This window comes from Haloferax marinum, from assembly GCF_009674625.1.
Classification (GTDB): Archaea; Halobacteriota; Halobacteria; order Halobacteriales; family Haloferacaceae; genus Haloferax; species Haloferax marinum.
Genome location: NZ_WKJQ01000001.1, coordinates 1,177,372 through 1,200,220 on the forward strand (window position 1 = coordinate 1,177,372; position 22,849 = coordinate 1,200,220).

The 22,849-nt window shown below is 62.2% G+C and carries 27 protein-coding genes; 12 read left to right on the top strand and 15 right to left on the bottom strand.

What is annotated here, in order from left to right; translation table 11 throughout:
* Positions 1-25 precede the first annotated feature (25 nt).
* Both GJR99_RS05975 and GJR99_RS05980 read right to left on the bottom strand, forming a co-directional pair.
* Positions 26-550 carry a hypothetical protein gene (locus GJR99_RS05975; RefSeq protein ID WP_151110241.1) on the bottom strand — a complete coding sequence of 175 codons (525 nt, stop codon included), beginning with the start codon at positions 548-550 and terminating at the stop codon, positions 26-28.
* A complete protein-coding gene (locus GJR99_RS05980) occupies positions 551-853 on the bottom strand; it encodes a UPF0175 family protein (RefSeq protein WP_151110243.1) in 303 nt (100 codons plus the stop codon).
* Positions 854-973: 120 nt separating this feature from the next.
* Between GJR99_RS05980 and GJR99_RS05985 the strand changes: the two genes are divergently transcribed.
* The 3 genes from GJR99_RS05985 to GJR99_RS05995 all read left to right on the top strand — a co-directional run bounded on the left by GJR99_RS05985 (position 974) and on the right by GJR99_RS05995 (position 3,162).
* Positions 974-1,402, top strand: a complete 429-nt coding sequence (locus tag GJR99_RS05985; RefSeq protein WP_191967079.1) for an SHOCT domain-containing protein — start codon at positions 974-976, stop codon at positions 1,400-1,402.
* 83 nt (positions 1,403-1,485) lie between these two features.
* Entirely contained in the window at positions 1,486-2,319 is an 834-nt protein-coding gene (locus GJR99_RS05990) for a pantoate kinase (RefSeq protein WP_151110245.1), read from the top strand.
* 54 nt (positions 2,320-2,373) lie between these two features.
* A complete protein-coding gene (locus GJR99_RS05995) occupies positions 2,374-3,162 on the top strand; it encodes a 4-phosphopantoate--beta-alanine ligase (RefSeq protein WP_151110247.1) in 789 nt (262 codons plus the stop codon).
* Here the strand turns inward: GJR99_RS05995 and GJR99_RS06000 are convergent.
* The gene (locus GJR99_RS06000; RefSeq protein ID WP_151110249.1) at positions 3,155-4,228 is read right to left on the bottom strand and encodes a molybdopterin-dependent oxidoreductase; all 1,074 of its coding nucleotides are present in this window, start codon (positions 4,226-4,228) and stop codon (positions 3,155-3,157) included. The genes GJR99_RS05995 and GJR99_RS06000 overlap by 8 nt on opposite strands.
* 133 nt (positions 4,229-4,361) lie before the next feature.
* A complete protein-coding gene (locus tag GJR99_RS06005) occupies positions 4,362-5,342 on the bottom strand; it encodes a glutathione S-transferase family protein (RefSeq protein WP_151110251.1) in 981 nt (326 codons plus the stop codon).
* Between the two features lie 274 nt (positions 5,343-5,616).
* Between GJR99_RS06005 and GJR99_RS06010 the strand changes: the two genes are divergently transcribed.
* Genes GJR99_RS06010 through GJR99_RS06020 form a run of 3 tightly spaced genes read left to right on the top strand, consistent with a single transcriptional unit; the run spans position 5,617 to position 8,654 of the window.
* A complete protein-coding gene (locus GJR99_RS06010; protein WP_151110253.1) occupies positions 5,617-6,651 on the top strand; it encodes a thiamine pyrophosphate-dependent dehydrogenase E1 component subunit alpha in 1,035 nt (344 codons plus the stop codon).
* Positions 6,648-7,658, top strand: a complete 1,011-nt coding sequence (locus GJR99_RS06015; RefSeq protein ID WP_151110255.1) for an alpha-ketoacid dehydrogenase subunit beta — start codon at positions 6,648-6,650, stop codon at positions 7,656-7,658. The genes GJR99_RS06010 and GJR99_RS06015 overlap by 4 nt, the downstream gene beginning before the upstream one ends.
* Positions 7,659-8,654 (top strand): NAD(+)/NADH kinase, encoded by a 996-nt coding sequence (locus tag GJR99_RS06020; RefSeq protein ID WP_151110257.1) that lies wholly within the window; start codon positions 7,659-7,661, stop codon positions 8,652-8,654.
* 31 nt (positions 8,655-8,685) lie between these two features.
* Here GJR99_RS06020 and GJR99_RS06025 read toward each other — a convergent pair whose 3' ends face one another.
* The 5 genes from GJR99_RS06025 to GJR99_RS06045 form a co-directional block, all read right to left on the bottom strand.
* Entirely contained in the window at positions 8,686-10,290 is a 1,605-nt protein-coding gene (locus tag GJR99_RS06025) for a 2-oxo acid dehydrogenase subunit E2 (RefSeq protein ID WP_151110259.1), read from the bottom strand.
* A 130-nt stretch (positions 10,291-10,420) separates the two neighbouring features.
* Complete coding sequence (locus tag GJR99_RS06030; protein WP_151110261.1) at positions 10,421-11,113, bottom strand: class I SAM-dependent methyltransferase; 693 nt, start codon at positions 11,111-11,113, stop codon at positions 10,421-10,423.
* The gene (locus tag GJR99_RS06035) at positions 11,113-12,012 is read right to left on the bottom strand and encodes a thiamine-phosphate synthase family protein (protein ID WP_151110263.1); all 900 of its coding nucleotides are present in this window, start codon (positions 12,010-12,012) and stop codon (positions 11,113-11,115) included. Before GJR99_RS06035 ends, GJR99_RS06030 begins: the two co-directional genes overlap by 1 nt.
* Positions 12,009-12,605, bottom strand: coding sequence for a dCTP deaminase (gene dcd / locus GJR99_RS06040; protein ID WP_151110265.1), 597 nt, complete (start codon positions 12,603-12,605; stop codon positions 12,009-12,011). The genes GJR99_RS06035 and dcd overlap by 4 nt, the downstream gene beginning before the upstream one ends.
* A gap of 53 nt (positions 12,606-12,658) precedes the next feature.
* A complete protein-coding gene (locus GJR99_RS06045) occupies positions 12,659-13,399 on the bottom strand; it encodes a Yip1 family protein (RefSeq protein WP_151110266.1) in 741 nt (246 codons plus the stop codon).
* A gap of 98 nt (positions 13,400-13,497) precedes the next feature.
* Here GJR99_RS06045 and pth2 point away from each other — a divergent pair, with 98 nt between their 5' ends.
* Both pth2 and truD read left to right on the top strand, forming a co-directional pair.
* Positions 13,498-13,836: a peptidyl-tRNA hydrolase Pth2 gene (gene pth2, locus GJR99_RS06050; RefSeq protein ID WP_151110268.1), complete on the top strand. Its 339-nt coding sequence runs from the start codon at positions 13,498-13,500 to the stop codon at positions 13,834-13,836.
* Complete coding sequence (gene truD / locus GJR99_RS06055) at positions 13,836-15,188, top strand: tRNA pseudouridine(13) synthase TruD (RefSeq protein ID WP_151110270.1); 1,353 nt, start codon at positions 13,836-13,838, stop codon at positions 15,186-15,188. Before pth2 ends, truD begins: the two co-directional genes overlap by 1 nt.
* A 15-nt stretch (positions 15,189-15,203) precedes the next feature.
* On the opposite strand, the gene GJR99_RS06060 is transcribed toward truD, so the two are convergent.
* Positions 15,204-15,986, bottom strand: a complete 783-nt coding sequence (locus GJR99_RS06060) for a hypothetical protein (RefSeq protein WP_151110272.1) — start codon at positions 15,984-15,986, stop codon at positions 15,204-15,206.
* A 118-nt stretch (positions 15,987-16,104) separates the two neighbouring features.
* Between GJR99_RS06060 and GJR99_RS06065 the strand changes: the two genes are divergently transcribed.
* Positions 16,105-16,830, top strand: coding sequence for a DUF2103 domain-containing protein (locus GJR99_RS06065; RefSeq protein WP_151110274.1), 726 nt, complete (start codon positions 16,105-16,107; stop codon positions 16,828-16,830).
* Between the two features lie 87 nt (positions 16,831-16,917).
* Here GJR99_RS06065 and GJR99_RS06070 read toward each other — a convergent pair whose 3' ends face one another.
* Positions 16,918-17,652, bottom strand: coding sequence for a DUF4386 family protein (locus GJR99_RS06070; protein WP_154325947.1), 735 nt, complete (start codon positions 17,650-17,652; stop codon positions 16,918-16,920).
* Between the two features lie 375 nt (positions 17,653-18,027).
* Between GJR99_RS06070 and GJR99_RS06075 the strand changes: the two genes are divergently transcribed.
* Positions 18,028-18,957 (top strand): carbohydrate kinase family protein, encoded by a 930-nt coding sequence (locus GJR99_RS06075; RefSeq protein WP_151110276.1) that lies wholly within the window; start codon positions 18,028-18,030, stop codon positions 18,955-18,957.
* A gap of 20 nt (positions 18,958-18,977) precedes the next feature.
* Here GJR99_RS06075 and GJR99_RS06080 read toward each other — a convergent pair whose 3' ends face one another.
* From GJR99_RS06080 to GJR99_RS06095, 4 genes are all read right to left on the bottom strand, one after another.
* Positions 18,978-19,772, bottom strand: a complete 795-nt coding sequence (locus GJR99_RS06080) for a BtpA/SgcQ family protein (protein ID WP_151110278.1) — start codon at positions 19,770-19,772, stop codon at positions 18,978-18,980.
* A 173-nt stretch (positions 19,773-19,945) separates the two neighbouring features.
* Positions 19,946-20,215 (bottom strand): TrmB family transcriptional regulator, encoded by a 270-nt coding sequence (locus GJR99_RS06085; RefSeq protein ID WP_195759443.1) that lies wholly within the window; start codon positions 20,213-20,215, stop codon positions 19,946-19,948.
* A 1-nt stretch (position 20,216) separates the two neighbouring features.
* Positions 20,217-20,960, bottom strand: a complete 744-nt coding sequence (locus GJR99_RS06090) for a beta-ketoacyl-ACP reductase (RefSeq protein WP_151110280.1) — start codon at positions 20,958-20,960, stop codon at positions 20,217-20,219.
* Between the two features lie 257 nt (positions 20,961-21,217).
* A complete protein-coding gene (locus GJR99_RS06095) occupies positions 21,218-21,865 on the bottom strand; it encodes a MaoC family dehydratase (RefSeq protein ID WP_225317600.1) in 648 nt (215 codons plus the stop codon).
* A 149-nt stretch (positions 21,866-22,014) separates the two neighbouring features.
* On the opposite strand from GJR99_RS06095, the gene GJR99_RS06100 reads away from it, so the two are divergent.
* Positions 22,015-22,329: an AbrB/MazE/SpoVT family DNA-binding domain-containing protein gene (locus GJR99_RS06100; protein ID WP_151110282.1), complete on the top strand. Its 315-nt coding sequence runs from the start codon at positions 22,015-22,017 to the stop codon at positions 22,327-22,329.
* Between the two features lie 34 nt (positions 22,330-22,363).
* On the top strand, positions 22,364-22,816 hold the full coding sequence (locus tag GJR99_RS06105) for a hypothetical protein (protein WP_151110284.1): 453 nt from the start codon (positions 22,364-22,366) through the stop codon (positions 22,814-22,816).
* Positions 22,817-22,849: the final 33 nt, after the last annotated feature.

A 22,849-nucleotide genomic window follows, 5' to 3' on the forward strand; every position in this document is an offset into this window, starting at 1 on the left:
CTAACCGGCACAAAACCCGACTCGGCTATTCTTTCGCAGTCTCGTCGATGAGCCGATAGGCCGTCTCTCGAAGTTCGCCAGTCATGTGCAATCCGCGAGAGTCGATTCGGCGGATGAGGTCTTTGGCCTCACTCGGGTCCAGTCCTTCGTGGACGGCGCGGACGACGACGCCCACAGTTCCGGTAACGGTCGCTCCGAGTCCTTCGGCGACAGTTCGGACGCGTCGGTCGTCAGAGACGATGGCAATCTCTGTATCGATATCACGCTTCCACAGCACCGTCTCGATGAGCACTACGTCGCCACTCGGCGATTCCTCACCCAGTATCTGCTGCGCCTTTTCCCGATATTTCGAAAAACTATCACGGTCACCAGAGCGGCGAGCGTCCTCGCGTTCTAACAGCGAATCGACGTTCGCCCGTGCTGGTTCCGTAGTGACCTCTTCGAGCACCGCCGTAGGTACGACGACGTTCCCGTCGAAGTTCAGCAACAGTTCCAACTCCCCAACCGTCCCCAGCGCTATCAACGTCGACGCGTCCACGTAGATATCCATCTACAAATCGAGCGCCGCGTCCGCCTCACGTTCCACTTCCTCGGGCGACAACTGTGAGGTCAGGTTTCGGTCGCGGGCGATTTCGAACCACTCTCCCAAACTCACACCCGCGAGACGTGCCGCTTGATTGAGTGAGACGTCGCCAGATTGGTATCGCTCGATGGCGACGCGAACGCGAAGTTCTCGAAGTCCCTCTCCGAGTGCTTTCCGAATCACAGTGCTTCGGTCCTCTCCCAGCAGTTCCGCAACGTCCTCCAGTTCGTCTCGTTCGTCGTCGGGGATTCGGGCACTGATAGACGGCATCTGTATACATTGTACTACAGCGTATTCATATTTGAACCTACGCACCGTCAGCGAAACAGTCGTTATCTCTCCGACACGTGGAGACAGTATGAACGAACGTCGCCGTCGGGGTCGAGTACAGTGAGCGACGCAAATCGAGTCGTCGAGGACGTCGTCGACGACGATGACGACACACCACTCGAACAGATCGTCGCAGGGTCGGTCATGGCACTCACCTTTCTCGTCGGGTTCGGCCTCCTCGCACTCGGCTACTGGTGGTTCTGGATCGTGTTTCCCATCGGGTTCGCCGGCGTCCTCCCCGCCGCAATCGGACTCGTGAGACTCTACGAGTCACGCCGCAGTGCGGACGACGGAGAAACGCAGTCTGAGACGGCGGGCGCACTGGAGACGCTCCGCCAGCGGTATGCGTCGGGCGAACTCACAGAAGAAGAGTTCGAGGAGAAAGTCGAGCGACTGTTGGAGACGGAGACGATTACAGACGCCCGCAACACGGTGGCCGCGCGTCGAGAACGAGAGGCCGAGGCAGACGTCGAATCAGAACGCTCCTGAACGAGTGGGACAGTCGAAACGGGTAGTCGCCCGAGAGCGACGAAACGCAACACCGTTAACCGACCCCCATCGTAGAAAGACCGATGAGCGACGACGCGACGGCATTCGTCCCCGGTCACATTACGGGCTTTTTCAGCGCCCATCCCGACGACGACCCGGCAGTCGCTGGGTCGCGCGGGGCAGGCGTGACGCTCTCTCACGGCGTCACCGTGACAGTCGAACCGGCAGCCGAGGCCGTCGTCTCCCTCGACGGCGAGACGGTGGAGATGGAACCCGTCGTGAACGTGCTTCAGGCGCTCGGCGTGACTGGTGCAGTCACCGCCGAAAGCGAGTTACCACTCGGTGCGGGCTTTGGCGTCTCCGGTGCGATGGCGCTCGGAACTGCGCTCGCCGCCAACGCAGTCTTCTCCTGTGGCCACTCCGAGAACGAACTCGTCACCGTGGCCCACCAAGCGGAAGTCGAAGCAGGAACCGGCCTCGGCGACGTCGTGGCGCAGGCCCGCGGCGGCATGCCCATCCGTATCGACCCTGGCGCGCCCAGTCACGGACGGATGGACGGTATTCCCGCCCGCCCACACATCGAGTACGTCACGTTCGGCGGCCTCTCGACGGCGGACATCCTCGGCGGCGACACGACCACGCTCACTGCCGCCGGCGAAACCGCGCTCGACGCACTCGTGGAGAAACCGACCGTAGAGCGGTTCCTCAGCGAATCGCGACAGTTCGCACGCGACGCCACCTTGCTCACCGACCGCGTCGAAGCAGCAATCGAAGACGTGCGAGACGTCGGGGGCGACGCGGCGATGGCGATGCTCGGAGAGACTGTCTTCGCCGTCGGAACCGGGCTTTCGGACGCTGGCTACGACCCCAAGCAGTGCCGCGTTCACCCGGCCGGGGCGACGTTGCAGAGCGAGTGACCCCCCGCCGCCGATGAGAAAACGTGTTAGTTCCGGAGTGACGACTCACCAGCAATGAGCGACATCGAGATTCCGGAGAGTCACCCGCGATACCAATCACTGCTCACTCGGCACCGAATCGAGGAAGGTGTCGACAAGGGTATCACGAGCAGACAGGGCCTCATCGCACAAGGTCGCGGCGAGGCGTTCGACTACCTCCTCGGTGAACGGACGATTCCGAGTGCCGACGACGCAGCACGTGTGGCCGCCGCGCATCTCCTCCTCGCAGACCACCCAGTCATCTCCGTCAACGGAAACGTCGCCGCCCTCTGTCCCGAAGAAATCGTCGAACTCGCTGACGCAGTCGACGCAGATATCGAAGTGAACCTGTTCAACCGCACCGACGAGCGCATGCGAGCAATCGTTGACCACCTCCGAGAACACGGTGCCGACGAGGTGAAAGGACTGACCGCAGACGGTCGAATCCCAGGTATCGACCACGAACGCGCCAAAGTCGACGCAGACGGCATCGGAACTGCCGACGTCGTCGTCGTCCCACTCGAAGACGGTGACCGCGCAGAAGCACTCGGTGCGATGGACAAAGTCGAAATCGTCGTGGACCTCAACCCGATGTCGCGGTCCGCACAGGTCGCCACCGTCCCCATCGTCGACAACATCGTGCGTGCCGTGCCGAACATCACCGCTCACGCGCGCGACCTGAAAGACGTGTCACGCGACGAACTCGAAGCAATCGTCACCGGATTCGACGCTGCCGCCGCCCTCGACGCGGCCGAGCGAGCGATTCGCTCGGGGAGCGACGGTGACGCCGGCGATGGCGACGACACCGACGCCGACACTAACTGAACCCGCTGACGAGAACTGCAAGCCATTGCGCCGGGTCGCGTCGTCTGCGAACCTCTATCGTGTCTATCCACTTCACCCACTGGAATCCGCGTCGGTTCGGCGCGACGAGTCGAAGCGGCGCACCGTGGCCATGCGAGAGCGACTCGCCGCCGACGTGTGTCGCGAGCAGCATCTCGCGTGCTTCCTCGATTGGGAACGACCACCGAAAGCCCGTCACCGACCTGACGGTGACCCACCGTGCTGACGAGTGAACACCGGCGGTTTCGAGAACGTCACCCAGTCTGACGCCGGTCCAGTCTTGTTCTGTGTACCACCCACTGGTACAGTCGAGGAGCACAGACGCAGTCTGGTCTGGGTCGAGGTCGGCGACGCCGAGAGCGAACGGGCGAGCGACGAGTCCATCGACGGAGAGTCGCCACGAGGTGGTGTCTATCGGGTCGGGGTCGTCGGCGACCCAACTCGTGACGGGGAACGCCGCGTTTCCAGTACCCGGTGGAAGCGGTCGTGAGCCTGTAAACCGGCGTTTCGTCCCTTGCAGTGCGCCAACTGCCTCTGTCGCTCGATACGTGGCCGCACCGAAGACGAGGAGTGCCCCGTACTGGAGCACCCGGCGGCGGTCGGCGAAGTCGACCCGACGAGGGGTGTGGAACCGCGAACGTAGGTGGACGAGGAGAACCGGCACGACGAGGAGGCCGAGTCCGATGTGGACGTTGAGGAGCGTCCAAAACCCGATTCGGACCTCGACACCCGCGACCCACGCGATGCCGGTTGCTAGCGCTGCGAGCGCGACCACAGCGAGAACAATCGAGGCGAGTGTGTGTCTGTCGTAGAGTCGCGAGTCGAGGACGCGATGGCGGACCCGGTACAGTTTGAACCCGACGAGAGCGACGAGCGTGAGGCCGGCAACTCCGTGGAGGAGAAACAGCACGCCGTTGGCTGGATGCCCCGCACCGAGACTCACGACTCCCGACAGCGCCTCGAACAGCACGAGAACGAGGATGGACCAATCGACCGCTCTCGGTGGAGGTTCGAACCGTCTGACTGCGCGGACGAACCGACTTCCCATGTGAATTAGTACCAATCCAGTGGGGAAGTATCCGTCGTGGCAGTGGGGATGTATCCGGCGTGGACGAGACGAGAAGTGAGACGGAGGGTGAGGGTGAGACGAGAAGTGAGAAAGACAGGGTTCGCAGTCGTCCTCAGTCGTCTGCAGAGAGCGCGGGCGGAAGTTCGGCCTCGAATCTGTCTCTGTCGTGTGGTTCGGTGAAGTCGAGGTCGGGACCGACGGCGAAGATACGCTTCGGATTGATGTCGCCGTGACTGACGAAGTAGTGCCGAACGATGTGGTCCATATTGACCGTCTCTTCGACCCCCTGCAGTTGGTAGACGTCCTTCGTGTAGTTCCAGAGGTTGTCGTACTCGTGAATCGCCTTCCGGTTACACTTGAAGTGCGTGTGGTAGACGTGGTCGAAGCGAATCAGCGTCGCGAACATCGCGATGTCTGCCTCGGTGAACACGTCGCCCGCGAGGAATCGCTGGTCAGAGAGGACGTCGTCCCAGTAGTCGAGCGCGTCGAACAGTTCGTCGACGGCGTTCTCGTAGGCCTCCTGTGTCGTCGCGAACCCAGCGCGGTAGACGCCGTTGTTGATTGGGTCGTAAATCTCGTCGATGGTTCGGTCGACGTCGTCTTCGTACCCGGCGGGATTGAGGTCCACGTCGTTCTCGGCAAGCGGGTCGAACGCCTCGTTCAGCATGCGCATTATCTCGCGCGACTCGTTGTTCACGATGGTCTCGCGCTCTGTGTCCCAGAGGACGGGAACAGTGACGCGGCCCGTGAACTCGTCGTCGGCCCGGAGGTAGACGTCACGGAGGAACGCCTCGCCGTAGAGTGGGTCGGGATGCGTTTCCGAAAACTCCCACCCGTCGTCGATACGGACCGGTTCGACGAGCGAGAGCGAAACGACGTCTTCGAGTCCTTTCAGCGCGCGGGCCATCGCTGTGCGGTGTGCCCACGGGCACGCCCGGCAGATGTAGAGGTGATATCGCCCCGCTTCGACGGGGAACCGCTCGTCCTCGCCGACCCAGTTTCGGAACGTCGTCGTCTGCCGTTCGAACTCGCCATCTTCGTTGTTCGCGACGAACTTCTCTGTCGTCCACTCGCCTTCGTAGAGCATGTTCATGCTCTCACGACCTGTGGTGTTCGCATTGGCCGTGGTTAGGGACTCACGGATAAAAGCAGGCAGGCGACACGAGTGTAACCGGCGACGAAGTGACAGCGACGAACCCGACGTCGTCGCAGTGCAGTAGCCGACAATCGTGTATTTATCGTACAATCCCCCGTGAAAAGAAACATTTTGCGGCAAAAAAGACTGTTTCTTGTAAGGGAAACATGAACAGAGTGTTGTCACTTTGAGAAACTATGATAATCTATGGTGTTAATTGTTGGTATACCACATGGTGGTAATTGACATAGAGACAGAAGATGGACAGAGAGAGGCTCTTCGACGGATGCTGACGATTCGGTCTTTCGACACGAAGGCTGGCGACCTGTTTGCGGATGGTGAACTTCCGGGATTCGTTCACCTCTACGTCGGCGAAGAAGCAGTCGGCGTCGGTGCGTGTTCGGCCCTCGAGGAGAACGACTACATCACGAGTACACACAGAGGCCACGGACACTGTATCGCGAAGGGACTCGACCCGAACGTGATGATGGCCGAACTGTACGGGAAAGCCGGCGGCTATTGTAACGGCAAAGGTGGCTCGATGCACATCGCAGACGTCGACGCCGGGATGCTCGGTGCGAACGGTATCGTCGGCGCGGGGCCGCCGCTCGCGACAGGTGCCGCACTCACGTCAGTCCTGAAAGGCGAAGACACAGTCGCACTCGCGTTCTTCGGCGACGGCGCAGTCGCACAGGGGCAAGTGCACGAAGCGATCAACATCGCGGCGACGTGGAACCTTCCGGCAATCTTCGTCGTCGAGAACAACCAGTACGGAGAGGCGACACCCGTCGAAAAACAACACAACGTCCAGAACCTCAGTGAGACTGCAGAGGCGTACAACATCCCTGGCTTCACCGTCGATGGGATGGACATCACTGCCGTCTACGAAGCGGTGAAAGAGGCGCGAAAGCGTGCCGCGAATGGTGAGGGCCCGACGTTCATCGAAGCCGAAACCTACCGGTACCACGGTCACTTCGAAGGCGACCAGCAACCGTACCGGACCAAAGAAGACGTCGACATCTGGAAAGACCGCGACGCCATCGAGACGTTCAAAGGACGACTCGTCGAGGCAGGCGTCATCACCGAAGACGAGTTCGACGAGATGAAAGCCGAAATCGACCAGCAGATAGACGACGCGGTCGTCGAGGCGAAGGAGGCACCGTACCCAGACCCAAGCGAAGCCTACGAAGACATGTACAGCGCAACCGTCCCCGAGATTAGTCAGTTTTCGAGTCAGATGCGGGCCGACGGAGGTGAAGACCGATGAGCACTGAGACGTCCTCCGGGTCTGGACCGGCCCAGACCGAGGAGATGACCTTCCGTGAGGCGATTCGACTCGCACTCCGCGAAGAGATGGAGCGAGACGAAGACGTGTTCATGATGGGCGAAGACGTCGGCAAGTTCGGCGGCGTCTTCGAAGTGACGGGTGACCTCGTCGAAGACTTCGGTGAGACACGCGTCCGCGACACACCCATCAGCGAAGCGGGGTTCATGGGTGCCGCAGTCGGTGCCGCGGCGACGGGAACGCGACCGGTCGTCGAGATTATGTTCGCCGACTTCATCGGCGTCTGCTCGGAGCAGATTATCAACCAGATGGCGAAGAACCGGTACATGTTCGGTGGCAAGACGGAGATGCCCGTCACGATTCGAACGACCGAAGGTGGCGGTATGGGTGCTGCAAGCCAGCACTCCGGGACGCTCCACACGTGGTTCGCCCACTTCCCCGGCGTCTTGGCCGTCGCCCCTGGGTCACCTGCGTCCGCAAAAGGGCTCTTGAAGTCGGCTATCCGGTCGAACGACCCGGTCATCGTCTTCGAGAACAAGATGATATACGAGCAGAAGGGCGAAGTCCCACTCGACGAGGACTTCACCATCCCAATCGGCCAGGCGAGCGTCGAACGCGAGGGTGAAGACGTGACCGTCGTCGCCACCCAGCGCATGGTCGGCGAGTCACTCGAACTGGCCGAACAACTCGACGGCCAGACGAGTGTCGAAGTCATCGACCTGCAGTCACTCTACCCGCTCGACACCGACACACTCGTCGAGAGTGTGAAGAAGACCGGCCGACTCGTCATCGCAGACGAGAGTCCGCTGTCGTACGGCACGCACGCCGAGGTCGCGACGCGCGTCATGGAGAACGCGTTCTTCAGCCTCGACGCGCCAGTCCAGCGCGTGGGCGTCGCAGACGTTCACATTCCGTTCAGCCCAGCGCTCGAACAGGAAGTGCTCCCGGACGGCTCCGACGTGGAAGCCGCAATCAACCGCATCGTATAAGTGACGACGACAGTCGGTCTCGTCGTCAACCCGGCCGCGGGTCGCGACATCCGTCGGCTCACCGGCGGCGCTAGCGTCAGTAACAACTACGCGAAGCGGCGTACAGCGGGGTGTGTCCTCGCGGGACTGACGCTGTGTGACGACGTCGAGGTGCTCGTCATGCCGGATAGCTCCGGCCTCGCAGACAGAATCGTCAGCGACGCGCCGTCCGAACTCGACGTCGGTTTCGTCGACATGCCGGTGACCGCCTCCGGGCAAGACAGTCGCACTGCGGCCGCGCACTTCGAAGAACACGCCGACGCGGTGGTCGTCCTCGGTGGCGACGGAACCACCAGAGACGTCGCCCACAGTATCGGTGACGTCCCAGTCGTGAGTATCTCGACGGGGACGAACAACGTCGTTCCCACGCCAATCGATGGAACCGTCGCGGGTGAAGCCGCGGGCCTCGTCGCGACAGGACTCGTTCCTGCGGACGAAGCGACGATTCGCCACGGAACCATCGTCGTCGACGTGGAGAGAGACACTGGGACGAGTACGATTCACGGACTCGCAACAGTCGGGGTTCTCGACCGCGCGTTCATCGGAACGCGGGCGATTCTCGACCCAGAAGACATCGTCGGTGGTGTCGTCTCGCGTGCGTCGCCGGCCGAAATCGGCCTGTCCGGTATCGCCGGTGGACTCGTCACCCATCGTCCAGACGACCCCGGTGGCGTCGGGTTCCAACTGGCCCGTGAGGGCGCATCCGGAACCCGCGTCCGCGGGATTACCGTCCCAGGGACGCTCTCTGACGTGCAGGTCGCGGACTATCAGGTCCTCGACGACGGCGAGGCGTACACCTTCGAGGTGCCTCGCGGTGTGGTCAGTGTCGACGGCGAACGCGAACACGAAGTAAAAGACGGTGTCGTCCGTCTCCGACCGGTTTCGGACGGGCCACGACTCGTCCAGATAGATTCAGTTCTCGAACGAGCAGCCAACGAAGGCTACTTCCGAGACTGAGCTGTCACTCTTTTTTGGCACGACAGCGACCCTACTGCCCACCTGCCGCGATGACGAGTGGCCACGGGTTCTCGACGTGTTCGACGAGACTTCCGAGGTAGCGTGCCGCGTCGGCACCGTCGACGATGCGGTGGTCGAACGACAAGGAGAACGAGATGACACGGCGGACTGCCACGTCTCCGTCGTCGGTCGGGACGACCTGTTTGCGAATCGTGTTGACGCCGAGGATAGCGACCTGTGGTGGGTTGATGACCGGGTCGAACGATTCGACGCCGAGGACGCCGAGGTTCGAGATGGTGAACGTGCCACCGGTCAGGTCGTCCATGGTGTAGTCACCAGAGAGCGCTCGTTGTGTGACCGCCGAACGAGTCTCGGCGAGTTCGGTGAGCGAAAGTGAATCGACGTCACGAACGACCGGAGCGATGAGTCCCTCTTCGATATCGACCGCCATACAGATGTTGTGAGACTCGTGGAGTTTGTGGACGCCGTCTTCGAACGTGGCGTTGAACGCGGGGTACTCGTCCAGCGCTGCTGAGACGGCGAGGATGAGAACGTCGGAAATCGACACGTCGACACCGAGTGCGTCGTCGGCCGCGTTCGCGGCCGCGAGGAGTTCTTCTGCGTCGGCGCTGCGGTTGACCGTCACGTGGACGGATTCGCGGTAGCTCTGTCCCAACCGGTCGGCGATGGTTCGACGCATACCCGACAGTGGTCGTTCCATCTCGACAGGCTCGGTCTCGGCAGGTGTCGGCTCGCCGCCGGCCTCGGCCGCGGCGCGCACGTCCGACTCGGTGATGCGCCCGTTCTTGCCCGACCCAGAGACGTTCGAGATGTCCACGCCGAGCTCCCGAGCTAAACGGCGAGCACTGGGTGGGGCGAACACCCGCTTGTCTGCGGTGCCCACCTCGTCTGCTGTCTCCGCCGCTGCAGGGGCCTCACTCGATGCCGACTCCGCCGCGGCCTCGACATCTGATTCGGTAATCGCTCCTTGGTACCCGGTTCCCTCGACGGTCGTCAGGTCGACGCCGAGGTCGCCTGCGAGTTGTTTCGCTCGTGGCGAGGCCTGAACGTCGCTCGACGCCGACTCCGCCGCAGATTCAGCGGACTCAGCCGCCTCCTCGACATCGTCCTCTGTAATCGAGCCTTGGAAGCCGGTCCCCTCGACAGTCGTCAGGTCGACACCGAGGTCGTCTGCGAGTTGTTTCGCCCGTGGCGAGGCGCGAACGTCGCTGGCGTCTGCTTTCGATTCGGTCGATTTCTGCGCCGTGGCACCCGACTGGGAAGAACTAGATGCCTCGGCAGTCGTCGTCTCACTTCCGTCCGCCTCGTCCGCGTCGTCTTCTCCGCCCGTGTCAGCAGCACCACCAGCGTCTGCTTCCAGCGAAGAGATGTCTTCGTCTGCCCCGGCGACGATTGCGACCACCCCACCGGGTTCTGTCGAGTCGCCTTCTGAGAGGTAAACCCGCCGCAGCACACCGTCTTCTTTCGCAGTAATCTCTGCAGTCGTCTTCTCAGACTCGATTTCGGCGATTGGCTCGCCTTCGGTCACATCCCCACCTTCCTCGACAAGCCACGTGGAGAGCTCGCCAGAACTCATCTCCAACCCGAGCTTGGGCATCTTGACAATATACGCCATGGTAACATCTTACACAATTGACCACGATATAAGTTCGTCAATAGGCGAGTTTCAAATGATTGCGCGTTGAACCGACGCCTTCGTGTTTTCCGGGGCGTAGAAGTTCAGATTCGGACCAATATCCCGTCAGTTACTCTCGTTCTGCGACGGTTCCTGCCCGAATCCGTGCGAATCCAAGGGCGTGCGTCGTCGCGTGAACGTCCCGGCACCTCGATTCGAGTGTTCGGTGGGCCGAGACGAGACGCTCGTCGAGCATCTCGGTCGGCGACTCACGCATCGTTCGTGTCCGCGGCGGTGCAGTCACCCGAACGAGGGCACGAAAGACGGGGTTGAGGACACGTCGCCACGACTGCGTCGTCCGCGCGAGGTCGACGAGACAGAGTCGCCCGCCCGGACCGACGAGGTCCGCCCACGACGAGACGACAGCGGCGGGGTCGGTGAACATCCCGGAGACGAACGTCGCGAGGACTGCGTCGGCGTCGGCGACCGGCGGACGAGTCGCGTCGGCGCGGACGAGAGAGACGTTCGGGTAGTCAGCGACGCGCGTTCGTGCCACGTCGAGGACACCGGGTGAAAAGTCGATTCCGACGACGGTCCCGTCGGGGCCGACACGCTCTGCGAGGGACGGGAGATTCGCGCCAGTTCCACACCCCATTTCGACGACAGTGTCGCCTGCTCCGAGTTGGAGGGCGTCTGCCGCTTCGGTACGGACGCTCTCGACACCCGGCGTTCGGCGAGCGATGGCGTCGTAGAGCGTCGCCCATCGCGTGTAAAACGACTGCGCGACCGCAGACGGTGACGATGGGGCGGGGTGGCGAACCATCAGAGGAGGATTCGGACGACGTCGGCGACGGTGGGCGCGTCCGGGCCGAGGATGTACGTGATGGGTTCGATGCCGTAGCCACCGGTCTGGTAGACGACGAACGTCTCTGGGAGGTCACGGTCTTCGAGCGCCGCGCGAACCGGGTCGGTCGGCGCGTCGGGGTCGAACTCGATGCACTCGTAGCCGGCGGCTTCGAGTTCGTCGACGACGCCCGCGTCGTAGACGACGTTGAGTGCGGCGTTGACGTCGACGCCGGCGGCGCGAGCGGACAGCAACACGCTGGCGACGTGTTCGCTGACGCCGAACTCCGGTTCACCGGGCACTGTCGCCTTCCCTTTTACGTCGAAGATACGACCGGGGATGGCGGCCACGTCGTCGATGTTCGTCGCGTTGGGGAGCGCTTCGACGAGGTTCGACCCGACGTTTGGGATGAGGCCGGCGAAGCCGGAAGTGTTGGTGAGTATCCGCAGTCCACGGCGAACCGAAGACCGAACCTGCTCGACCGACCGAAGGTGGCCTTCGGGGTCGTGGATACTGTGGAACCCGTCGTAGGCGGCGAGTTCCGGCATCGACTCTTCGTGGAGGTCTGCGAGGAGGTCGCCTTCTTCGAGTTGGCGGATGAGGACCTCGGCCTCGACGAGCGCCTGCACTGGCGTCATGTCGCCAGTGGCGAGTCCCGCACCGACGCGCGCGACCAGGTCGTGGACGCGAGCGTCTGCTGCGACGCGCTCGTTCACACTGACCTCACCGTGGGCGTACTTCGAGACGGCACTCTGGCTAATGCCGAGCGCCTCGGCGACGTCCGCCTGTGTGAATCCGCGTTCTCGGAGGTCTTCTGCAAGCAACGCTCTGAACGTGGGGAGAAACGCGTCGACGACTATCTCCTCGATGAATCTCATGTGTCGTCAGGAGTCTTCGTGAACTCTGGGTCAGAGCCGATTCGAGAGGCCTGCGGCCCTCGCTGGCCTTGATATTTCGACCCGCGCTCTGCGCCGTAGGGGCGCTCTGCGGGCGACTTCATCTCGGTGAAGACGAGTTGTGAGATGCGCATGCCGGGTTGGAGGGCGACGGGTGCAGTGCCGAGGTTCGACAGTTCGAGTGTAATCTGTCCTTCGTACCCTGGGTCGACGATACCGGCCGTGGCGTGGATGACGACTGCGAGTCGGCCGAGCGAGGACCGACCTTCGACCGTCGCCAAGAGGTCCGGTGGAATCTCGACGCGCTCTTTGGTCGTCCCGAGGACGAAGTCGCCCGGGTGGAGGATGAAGTCGTCACCCTCGTCGACGTGCGTCTCGCGGACGTACTTCGTCACTTCGTCTTCGCGGTTCGGGTGGATACACGAGATGTTCGTTCGCTGGAACTCCAGAAACTCCGTGCCCAGTCGGAGGTCGACGCTCGCAGGTTGCACTTGCATGTCGATGTCGTCGATTGGGTCGACCACGAGGTCACCTCGTTCGAGGCGCGCGAGGATATCTGCGTCCGAGAGTATCATTGTCGAAATGAGAGCGAGGAGGTAACGTAAATCCACCTTCTCAGGCGAGCGAGTTACACCAGTTCGAAGACGAGACCGACGAGGCTCAGTCCCACCGTGACGACGGCCGCATCGCTGACATCGAGGTCACGCCCGCGAGCGAGGCCATAGGTTCGGACGTACGTCGCCCACGCGACGACGACGAGCGTCACCACACCGCTGACGAGACCGAGTCCAGAGAGCGCGGACTCCATAACGGAGACGGCCGCTCCGGGGTCTGGTGGGAGCGAGATGTGGCCGAGTTTGTAGACGATGAACGCACCAACGACCAGCAGGCGGAGTGTGCTCGGAACCATCCCCCATCCAGCGACGGTGAGGGTGTCGGTGAAGCGTCCAGACCCGCCGACGAGCGAGGTGCCGAGGTGGAGCAGGACGCCCTCTATCAGCCACGCCAGCGGGACGAACACCAGCGTTGCCCACGGAACCCACGAGAGTTCCTGCCAGACGAGTTCGCCGAGTCGTTCGTCGACGTGTTCGGGGACCGACGGGTCACAGCCACTTGGTGTGGACATATCTTCGAATGGTCCACCGTCTTCGTACTTCTCACAGGCAAATTCGGGGTAGTGTTCGGGATTTTCGACCGAGACGGGTTGGTCGAGTTGGTTCGTGAACGACCAAAGGATACCGCCGACCCCGGCAGTGATAACGATGGTTACGAGTGCGACGACTGCGACGACGCGGCCGAAGTCGAACGGGGTCGTCTTCGATTCGAAGTATGCGCGGGGCTCGAGGAGGGGCGTTCGGGGACCAGCCATCGGTCGAACGTCGAAGGTGTCAACTATGTATCTTTTGGCCGCGCCGCGCGACGCCCGCGATGGGAGGACATTTACCCCGTCGGTGGGGAGAACACGCCATGAAACAGGCCATCGTCGCCCGAGCGGACCTCGGCATGGGCCGAGGGAAACTCGCCGCGCAGGTCGCCCACGCCTCGCTGTCCGCCTACGAAGATACGGACACACAGACGCGAAAGCGGTGGAAAGGCAGTGGACAGAAGAAAGTCGTCCTCAAAGTGAACGGCGAGTCGGCGCTGTTCCAACTCGCCGAGAAGGCCGAACGCGCCGGTCTCCCGACCGCCATCATCCGCGACGCCGGACACACGCAAGTCGACCCAGGAACGGTGACGGCGCTCGCAATCGGCCCCGGTGACGACGACGAAATCGACCGTGTGACGGGCGACCTCTCGCTATACTGATGCGCGAGGCACACCCGCTCGAACGCGCAGTCGGCATCGACTACTACGTGAGCGACGCAGACGGGACCGGCGGCACACTTCGGGTCACGCCCGAGGACTTCCGTGTTCGAGAACTCGAACTCGACTCGCTCAACATCAAACCAGCAGACGCTCACACCGGCGACTTCCCGAACCTCGTCCTCCGCGTCACCCTTCGGGGGTGGGATACGAACGACTTCGCAGGACGCCTCTCCGACGAACTCCACGTGAGCAGAGAGCGTGTCTCCTGGGCCGGGACGAAAGACAAACACGCCGTGACGACACAGTTGTTCACCGTCCACGGCGGCGAGGCCGACGACGTGCCCGACGTTCCGAACGCAGACATCGAAGTCGTCGGCCGACTCGGCCGCACACTCGACTTCGGAGACCTCGCAGGCAACGGGTTCCGAATCTACGTCCGCGACCCCGACCAGCAAGAGAACGTGTCGGCCATCACCGACGCACTCCACGAGTTCGGCGGCCGAGACGACATGGTCGGCGTCCCCAACTTCTTCGGCCACCAGCGCTTCGGAAGCATCCGCCCAATCACGCACACGGTCGGCTTGCACGTCGTCCGCGGCGAGTGGCGAGAGGCCGTCCTCGCGTACTGTGGCGGCCCCACCGAAGACGAACCTCCAGAGACCCAAGCAGGACGGGAAATCGTCGACGAAGAAGCCGAATCCGAAGACCCAGACTGGCACCGCGCACTCGACGCGATTCCGGGCTATCTCGGCTACGAACGCGGCATGCTCCACCGACTCGCCGAAGACGGGGCAGAGACTGACGGGGACTGGCGCAACGCGCTCGAATCGGTTCCGTCGAACCTCCAGCGACTGTTCGTCAACGCCGCCCAGTCGTACGTCTTCAATCGCGTCCTCTCGGAACGACTCGCCCGTGGCCTCCCGTTCGACGAACCCGTCGAAGGCGACGTGGTCTGTTTCGCCGACCGAGACGCGCCCGACGGACTCGAACTCCCCGACGTGAGTCGCCTCCAGTCTGCGACGGGTCGTCGTGTGGACGTGATGAGTCGTCACATCGAACGTGGGCGCGCATTCGTCACCGCCCCGTTGGTCGGAACCGAGACGGAACTCGCTGCGGGAGAACAGGGAGAAATCGAGCGTGCGGTTCTCGACGAACTCGGCCTCGAACCGGGGGATTTCGACCTGCCCGGAAACTTCCGTTCGACCGGTACTCGGCGGGCGATTCTCGTGCGAACTGACCTGACTATCGACGAGGACGACGATGGCTTCGCGGTCGACTTCGCGCTCCCGCACGGGTCGTACGCGACGGCCGTGATGCGCGAGTATCTGAAGGCCGGACCGCTGGACCTCTAACCGACTCGTCTCTTCTTACGTCGCCGTCGACGACGCTCCCGTCGTTCGAGCAGTCGCATAGCCAATCGCGGCGAACGGAAGCGACAGCGCCGTCGCGACGAGTGCGAACCCGACGGCGAGTGCGACTGTCCCGACCTGAAATCCCGACGCTTCCGCCGCCGGCGGGAAGTACACCCAGACGGGAACGGCGAACGCCACCGTCGAGACGGCCGCGCCGAGACGGTGTCGGCCGTGTGCGCTGGCGACGCCGAGTGCGTATCCAACCGCGAGGGGGAGCGCGAGCGACGACGTGCGCGCGACAGATGGGCCGACGAACGCGTAGGCGACGGCCGCACCGAGTGCGATTGGTGCTGTGGCGTACAGCGACCCCGTGACGACGCCTTCGGTGTTCGACCGCCCGGCGAGTATCGCACCGGCGGCGGCGAGGAAGACGACACCGGTCCCGACGACCACGACGGGCCTGTCACGGGCGAAGACAGCGACGAGTGGGATGCCCGCCGAGGCGACGAGTGCGAACACGAGTTCGGCGGTAGACCGAGTTTCCACGGGGTCTCTGTGGACGAAGAACGCACGGAACGTGCCGGCGGCCACCCACGCGAAGACGGCAAAGAGGGCAGTCGAGATGGGGGCCGCCCGCCGGAGATACGATGCGATACCACGGCCAGTCTCGACTATCGACCGACCGAGTTGGGTTGCGAGACGGACGGTCGTCTCCGGGTCGAGCGCGAGGGCGAACAACCCGACGAGACCGGCGAGGGCGAGCGGAGAGAGAGACGCGAGAAGGGCGCGACGACGCATACGATGGTCTCACGGACGTGGCACGAATAGGTTTCGCCACGGCAGCGGGGACAGAAGCACGCACGGAGGACACCCAACATAAACGGCCTTTTGTAGGCGCACATCTGAACCGACTGGTATGCAATGCCGGCGGTGTGGGAATCCGTTAGAGAAACCTGCAGACTACTGTCTCACCTGCAACACCGCCAACTGTGACGCCGTCGTCGTCGCCTTCGAACCGGACCGCGCGACGCTGACGTTCCTCGACGAAGACGACGTCGTGGGAGAGACGACGATTACGACCATCCCCGAGGCCGACGGCGACAGCAAAATCGTCCAACTGCGAAACTTCGCAGGACTCGTCGCCGACGAGATTCGCCGAAAGCGCCCGGAGACAGTCTACGCCGCCGGCGAGCGTGACCCACTCCGCGAGACACGGGCACAACTCCACTACGAATTTTATCGGGTTACCGAGACGGACCCGGTTGGAGCAGTCATCGACCGACGCGGCGAGCGAGCGCTCGAAGTCGTCGATATCCCACCAGTCGAGAAACTCGGCGGAAGCCACTCGACGCTCATCGGCGGCCGAAAAGGACGGCGAGCGATTGGTGTCGTCGCCGGCCACCCGCACGTCAAGAAAGTCATCCCCGGCCCCATCGACGCCAGCGGAACTGGGTCGCGGACGGGACTCCGGGCGAAAGTCACCCGCGCCGACGACAACGGAAACGTCAGACTCCTCTTGCGCGACGGGTCGAGCGTGCAGGAAAATCGTATCGTCACGACGGCGATGAACCGCGAGATGGGCGAGCGCGTCCGCGACGACCTGAACGAAGCACTCCGCGAAGACGAGTTACAAGACGAATAGTCCAACGGCTGATAGAAGTGGGGTGACACAGACAGAGGGTGAGTTCAGCGAACCACCCGTGTTCGTCTCACGCCGCCGTCGGTGGAATCACTCCTCGCGAAGGTATGCGGACGCCTCACGACGACCTGCCCCCAACAGGAGGATACCGAGAGCGACGAACCAGACTATCTGGGTCAGGCCGAAGATGCCCCCGCCGACTTCACCGAGCGCTGGAATCGCCGAGAGGATACCTGCCGTCCCGACGACGAGTCCGAAGTAGTTCACTAATCGGTGGAGCGCTCGCGCTCGCAGTGCGGCGACGCTCACGAGCAACGTCCAGAGGCCGCCGACGATTTCGTTGCCGCCGCCCAACCCGTCGATGACCGGACTGACTGCCAGCCAGACCGTCGTCGCCTGCGTCGGGTCAGCACTGTAGAGGTCGACGACGACGCCTGTCGCGAGGGTGGCAACCATCCCGCTGGCGATGACGAGCCCAGCCCAGATGAGCCCGAACGCAGTCGTCACCCGCATCAGCATCGGTGCGTCGGTCTTGAGTCGCTCGTGGAGCGCCAGAACGAGTGTCACTAGCACGATACCGAAGACCACGTAAATGAGCAGATACATCGCGGACAGACCCGTCTCGTTCGCGACAAACAGTTCCACCTGTTGGAGTGCCCCGGTGACACTCGCGAAATCGAGGATGACGAGAAAGTACGCGATACCGGCTACGTAGATGGCCGCTTCGGTTAGCGCGGCGAGACCGCCGACCGTCAGATAGTTCCAGCGGCCCACGGTGGACGACTGCCCGATATCCTCTACTGCTTGATCTGTAGTTGTTGCCATGTATTATCTGCCACGATGACATTACCGCCAACGGAGATAGCCATATCGTTCGCACGGCCCTCTCAACCACCCAGACGCCCACTGTCCGGAGACCGTGCAGATGTATCTGTCGTACTCGACGGTCGCTGAGAGAACGTTTCACAGACATCACTGACGCCCTCGAGGTTGGGGGGATTCTCATCTCATCTGAGAATCCAGCGTGGACGACTCGCGTCGAGTGACCGCATTGACGCAGGTACGTTCGGCCGGAACCGTGTGGTGCAGACGCACCCCCTATCCACAACGGCCTCGACGAACTGTCCGCGACTGAGGAGTTCACCAGAGCCAAACGATATCCCCTGTACGTTCAAGATGGCCGACCGCTGAGTAGATGTCATGCCTTCGGTCGATGTCGTAACGGTCGGCAGTGCCGTTATCGACCACGTATATAGCCTCTCGAACTTGCCGGAGCCCGATGGCGGTGCGTTCGCCCGTGAACACACGACCGACGTTGGTGGTGTCGCTGCAAATGTCGCCTCGGGACTCGCTGCATTCGGGACCGAGACGGGAATCGTCACACGCGTCGGAGCGGATGCCGCCGCCGAAATAGAAGCCGACCTCCGAGCACGCGACATCGACTGTTCTCGGATTCGCACCGGAACCGAAGAGTCGTCGTACACACTGATTCTTCGTGGACCGGACGGTGAGCGAATGATCGTCGCTGGGGGCCAAAGCGTGCCGAATCTTCGGCTCGATGGTCGTGATATCGAGTATGCGCGAGACGCCAGTGTCGTCTTCACCAGTGCCTACGCTCCCGACGAAGTGGTCTCGAGACTCGTGAGCGCGCGTGAGCGCGGTGAGATTTCGACACTGGTGTTCGACCTCGCAGGGCCGCTTTCGGAACTCGAAGGCCGGGGAACGACGCCCGAGACGATCGACCGACTGCTCTCTGTCGTCGACCTGTTCGTGGTCGGCGAGGTCGCCGCGCAGTCGTATTTCGGTGGCGGTGCCGAGGAAGCCAGTGCCACCCTCACACGACAGAACGTCTCTCGGGCGGCAATCACACGAGGAGGGGAGGGTGCCCTCCTTCTCGAAGGCGACACAGTACACGACGTTCCGGCCTTCGACGTCGAGGTGAACGATACGACCGGGGCTGGCGACAGCTTCACAGCGGGGTTGATTCAGACGTGGCTCCTCGACGACTACTCGGCACAGGACGCAGGCCGCTTTGCCGCTGCTACGGCAGCACTCAACTGCACAGCGATGGGCGCACGTGGCCACCTCCCATCCGAACCCGAGGTACAGGCGTTTGTGGGGAGTCAGTAGGAGAAGACGAAAAGAGGAGTCTATCGAACGGCCTCGACGAGACGCTCGACTGCCGCTTCGTCGACGGGGTTCGTCGTCTCGCCGTCGTGTTTGAGCGCCGTCCCGACGATAGCGCCGTCGGCGACAGAGAGCAGGTCGGGTGCTGTCTCGGGCGTCACCCCACTTCCGATCAAGACAGGGACGTCGAGCCCACGAGCATCGCGAGCGTCGACGACTCGCTCGAGGACGGTCGTATCGACCGCTTCTCCGGTGCCAGTGCCGCTCACGATGAGTCCGTCGGCGCTACCGCGTTCGACGAGTTCGGCAACGACGTCGTCTATGGCGCGCTCGGCGAGCGGCGCGGAGTGTTTCACGTCGATATCTGCAAGGATGGACACGTCAGTATCGAGTTGGTCACGGAGTCGTAACGTTTCGTGGGCCATCCCCTCGATGATCCCTTGGTCAGTAAGACGGGCACCGGTATGGACGTTCACACGGACGAACGACCCGCCCGTCGCGGCGGCGATACCGAGCGCACTCCGAACGTCGTTCCTGAGGACGTTCACACCGAACGGAACCGAGACGTGGTCACGAAGCGTCGCGGCGAGTGCTGCGACGTCAGCCACGACGTGGCGAGGAACGCGGTCCGGATAGAACGGGGCGTCACCGAAGTTTTCGAGCATAATCCCGTCGACGCCACCCGATTCGAGTGCCTCCGCGTCCTCACGGAGTCGCGTGCGAAGTTCGCGTCGGTCTCCGTCGAACCCAGGCGACCCAGGGAGCGGCGGTAAGTGTACCATCCCGATAATCGGGGGTCCCGTACTGAAGATGTCCATGTCCTGCGTGGCCCTCCCAGAGACTTAATCGTGAACATCGACCCGGTCGGTACGCTGGTGTACCGAAGCGGATACTGAAGCAAACACCGAAGGGACTGAGGGACATCGGTGAGACGGCAAAGCGTTACGAAAAAGAGTGCTCTAGGTCCACCGGCGACACACAGTTCGCTGGGTTACGTACAGGTAATCGTCTCGCCATCGGTATCGATGTGTCCCCGCTCAGTGAGCGTGCGGAGAATCGGATAGAGGGCAAGCGAGTTCATCTGTAGCATGTTGGTCAGTTCTGCGGGCGTCGGTTCGTCAGCGACGTCGACGGCGAGGTAGACGAGTTTCGCTCCATCCGACTCGAGGTCGTTGGGCACCGAGGTGAGCGTGTGATTCTGGGGCGTCTGCTCGTCGACGTCGTCGCTCGACGAAGCAGCGTGGAACACGTTATCAGTCACGTTACCACTCCATCCCGCCGTTGACGCCGAGTATCTGGCCGGTCATGTACCCCGAGTCTTCGCTCGCGACGAACGAGACGATACCCGAGATGTCGGAAACCGTCGCAAAGCAGCCGAGGGGAATCCGCTCGCGAATCTTCTCTTGGATGTGTTCGTCGACATTTTCGAGCATGTCCGTCTTCGTGAATCCGGGGGCAACACAGTTGACTGTCGAGTCGGACCTCGCGAGCTCGAGTGCGAGCGTTCGGGTGAACCCGAACAGACCGCTCTTGGTCGTCGCGTAGTTCGCCTGTCCGTAGTTACCCTGTTGGCCGACGACACTCGAGATGTTGATGACGCGCCCCTCGTCAGCCTGCTTGATATCGTCGTAGAAGGCTTTCGTGGAGTTGAACACGCCGCCGAGGTTCACATCGATGACCTGCTCCCAGTCCTCGCGAGTCATCTTCTTGAACGTCCGGTCACGGGTGATACCCGCGTTGTTCACGAGGACGTCGATCGGGCCGAACGCGTCGTGGACCCGGTCAGCCATTCCCATCATCTCGTCGTAGTCGGAGACGTCACCTTGGAGGGCGATTGCCGTCCCACCGTCGGCTTCTATCGCGTCGACGACGTCGTACGCTTCTGCCTCGGAACTCCGATAGTTGACGACGACGTTGAAGCCGTCTTCTGCTAGTTGTTCGGCGATACCACGGCCAATTCCACGTGAAGAACCTGTCACCACACAGGTGCGATTGCGTTCCGTCATTGTGTTTCTCGTGAGGGGACCACACTTCGAGGCGACTTCTCGTCCACCACCTTGCTGATTGCATCCAGCTCCTCGGTCGTGTAAGGCCAGTGACCCTCTATGTAACGAGGGCCGTGTCATTCTACATAACCGTTACCTAGAACAGCCCTTATACACAGAAACCGAGTTTATACAAGTTTAATCATACCACTCACATATCGTCGTGCCTGTGCGTGGCAACATCGACCGACTGGACCAAAAACGGCCAGATTGGACGACTACGTCGGGAGGTCGTCGACGAGGACGACTGCCTCGCCATCGACGATCATCTCGCCGGATTCGTCGACGACGTCTGTCGTGAGTCGGAACTTGTCGTCTCCGAGTTGTTCGACGACTTCGATGACGGCCGTGTAGCGCTGACCGATCGTTGCAGGACGGGTAAAGCGGATATCCTGCGAGAGATAGATGGTCAACCCTGGAAGTCGGGCGAGTGCAGCGCTAATCAGGCCAAGGACGAGGATACCGTGAGCGATTGGTTCGCCGAAGCGGGAGTTACTCGCGAACGCCTCGTCGAGGTGGAGTCTGTTCGTATCGCCAGTCGCATCGGCGAAGGCCTCGACGTTCGCTTCGGAGATTACCTTCGAGAAGCGGAGGGTGTCTCCTACAGTCACATCGGTGTCGCACGCAACGTCTCGCTCGAGCGACCACCCACGCCGTGAGTACCCAATCGACACCTCCGACGACTCAGTGGCCTCCCCATCGATGTCTCCGCCACTAAACGCGGAGAGGACCGCCTGGTTCGCCTCGGAGATGTTCTTCAGCATCTGCGCCGATGCGTTCGTCCACGCACGGGTCACCTCCGCCATCGTTCGCCCCGAGGCCGCGAACAGTGACGACACGTCTTGTTGTGGGTCGCCGTCACTCATCGGTAGCCCATCCTGTGTGACCAGTTCGGCACCGTCGTCGGGGGGGTCGGACCGCCGTCCGTTCTTCTAAACCATCTCTTACCATCGTATACCATTTGAGGGCATCGTGGGGAAATTATATATAATCCACGACCGTTGTCTCAACCGAGATGACGAACAACGACGATGTGCTGTGGCCTCCTGCCATGTTCACCGAGCAGTTGCGCAAGGCAGGCGAGGAGTTCACCCAGCAGCAACAACGGTTCTACGAGCAGTTGCTCGCTGCGAACCAGGGAGGGTCCGCCGGCGGTCTCTCCGACTTCGGTGCGATGAGTATGGGGACTGCGATGTTCAAAACCCGCGTCCAGAGTGGTGGCCGATTGAGCATCCCCGATGCAGAACGCGAGGCATTAGGTATCGACGAAGGCGACCTCGTGCAGGCGTTCGTCATCCCAATCAGCAAACAGAGAGACAACAATGAGTGAATCAAACTTCGGTTTTGACCCCGTTTCGCAGCTGATGGAACCGTTCGGTATGGTCACGCAGATGCAGCGACAGTCGCTCGAGCAAGCACGAGAGGCAACCCGCGAGGGATTCGAACTGCAAAAGCGCCTCGTACACGCTGCGGCCGACAGTGTCGAGTCCCAGCAGACCGCTCAGCAGAAGAGTAGCGAGCTCACCCGGTCGTCCGTCCAAACGGCAGTCGACGCGATGCAGGAGTCGACGCAAGGCGAAGAGCGAACTCTGGGTGACTTCTCCGAAGTCGTCGACGAGCAGTTCGACGCGATGGACGAGATGTCCGAGCAAGCGTGGGACGCCGTCCACCAGTCGATAGACGGGAACGTCGAAGCCTACGACGAACTGGTCGACCAGTACGCCTCGTTCGTCGACGACTCGTTCGAACTCTACCTCGAGTCACTCGCCGCGGCCGAGGCCACAGCGACCGACGAGTCTCCCGCAGACACAGAGTAACACCCGAATCACGAAGTAATAACGACTCGAATC

Coding starts and splice junctions, on each gene's coding strand:
- GJR99_RS05975 (WP_151110241.1), bottom strand. CDS start 550: ATGGATATCTACGTGGACGCGTCGACGTTGATAGCGCTGGGGACGGTT.
- GJR99_RS05980 (WP_151110243.1), bottom strand. CDS start 853: ATGCCGTCTATCAGTGCCCGAATCCCCGACGACGAACGAGACGAACTG.
- GJR99_RS05990 (WP_151110245.1), top strand. CDS start 1,486: ATGAGCGACGACGCGACGGCATTCGTCCCCGGTCACATTACGGGCTTT.
- GJR99_RS05995 (WP_151110247.1), top strand. CDS start 2,374: ATGAGCGACATCGAGATTCCGGAGAGTCACCCGCGATACCAATCACTG.
- GJR99_RS06000 (WP_151110249.1), bottom strand. CDS start 4,228: ATGGGAAGTCGGTTCGTCCGCGCAGTCAGACGGTTCGAACCTCCACCG.
- GJR99_RS06005 (WP_151110251.1), bottom strand. CDS start 5,342: ATGAACATGCTCTACGAAGGCGAGTGGACGACAGAGAAGTTCGTCGCG.
- GJR99_RS06010 (WP_151110253.1), top strand. CDS start 5,617: ATGGTGGTAATTGACATAGAGACAGAAGATGGACAGAGAGAGGCTCTT.
- GJR99_RS06015 (WP_151110255.1), top strand. CDS start 6,648: ATGAGCACTGAGACGTCCTCCGGGTCTGGACCGGCCCAGACCGAGGAG.
- GJR99_RS06025 (WP_151110259.1), bottom strand. CDS start 10,290: ATGGCGTATATTGTCAAGATGCCCAAGCTCGGGTTGGAGATGAGTTCT.
- GJR99_RS06030 (WP_151110261.1), bottom strand. CDS start 11,113: ATGGTTCGCCACCCCGCCCCATCGTCACCGTCTGCGGTCGCGCAGTCG.
- GJR99_RS06035 (WP_151110263.1), bottom strand. CDS start 12,012: ATGAGATTCATCGAGGAGATAGTCGTCGACGCGTTTCTCCCCACGTTC.
- dcd (WP_151110265.1), bottom strand. CDS start 12,605: ATGATACTCTCGGACGCAGATATCCTCGCGCGCCTCGAACGAGGTGAC.
- GJR99_RS06045 (WP_151110266.1), bottom strand. CDS start 13,399: ATGGCTGGTCCCCGAACGCCCCTCCTCGAGCCCCGCGCATACTTCGAA.
- pth2 (WP_151110268.1), top strand. CDS start 13,498: ATGAAACAGGCCATCGTCGCCCGAGCGGACCTCGGCATGGGCCGAGGG.
- truD (WP_151110270.1), top strand. CDS start 13,836: ATGCGCGAGGCACACCCGCTCGAACGCGCAGTCGGCATCGACTACTAC.
- GJR99_RS06060 (WP_151110272.1), bottom strand. CDS start 15,986: ATGCGTCGTCGCGCCCTTCTCGCGTCTCTCTCTCCGCTCGCCCTCGCC.
- GJR99_RS06065 (WP_151110274.1), top strand. CDS start 16,105: ATGCAATGCCGGCGGTGTGGGAATCCGTTAGAGAAACCTGCAGACTAC.
- GJR99_RS06070 (WP_154325947.1), bottom strand. CDS start 17,652: ATGGCAACAACTACAGATCAAGCAGTAGAGGATATCGGGCAGTCGTCC.
- GJR99_RS06075 (WP_151110276.1), top strand. CDS start 18,028: ATGCCTTCGGTCGATGTCGTAACGGTCGGCAGTGCCGTTATCGACCAC.
- GJR99_RS06080 (WP_151110278.1), bottom strand. CDS start 19,772: ATGGACATCTTCAGTACGGGACCCCCGATTATCGGGATGGTACACTTA.
- GJR99_RS06090 (WP_151110280.1), bottom strand. CDS start 20,960: ATGACGGAACGCAATCGCACCTGTGTGGTGACAGGTTCTTCACGTGGA.
- GJR99_RS06095 (WP_225317600.1), bottom strand. CDS start 21,865: ATGAGTGACGGCGACCCACAACAAGACGTGTCGTCACTGTTCGCGGCC.
- GJR99_RS06100 (WP_151110282.1), top strand. CDS start 22,015: ATGACGAACAACGACGATGTGCTGTGGCCTCCTGCCATGTTCACCGAG.
- GJR99_RS06105 (WP_151110284.1), top strand. CDS start 22,364: ATGGAACCGTTCGGTATGGTCACGCAGATGCAGCGACAGTCGCTCGAG.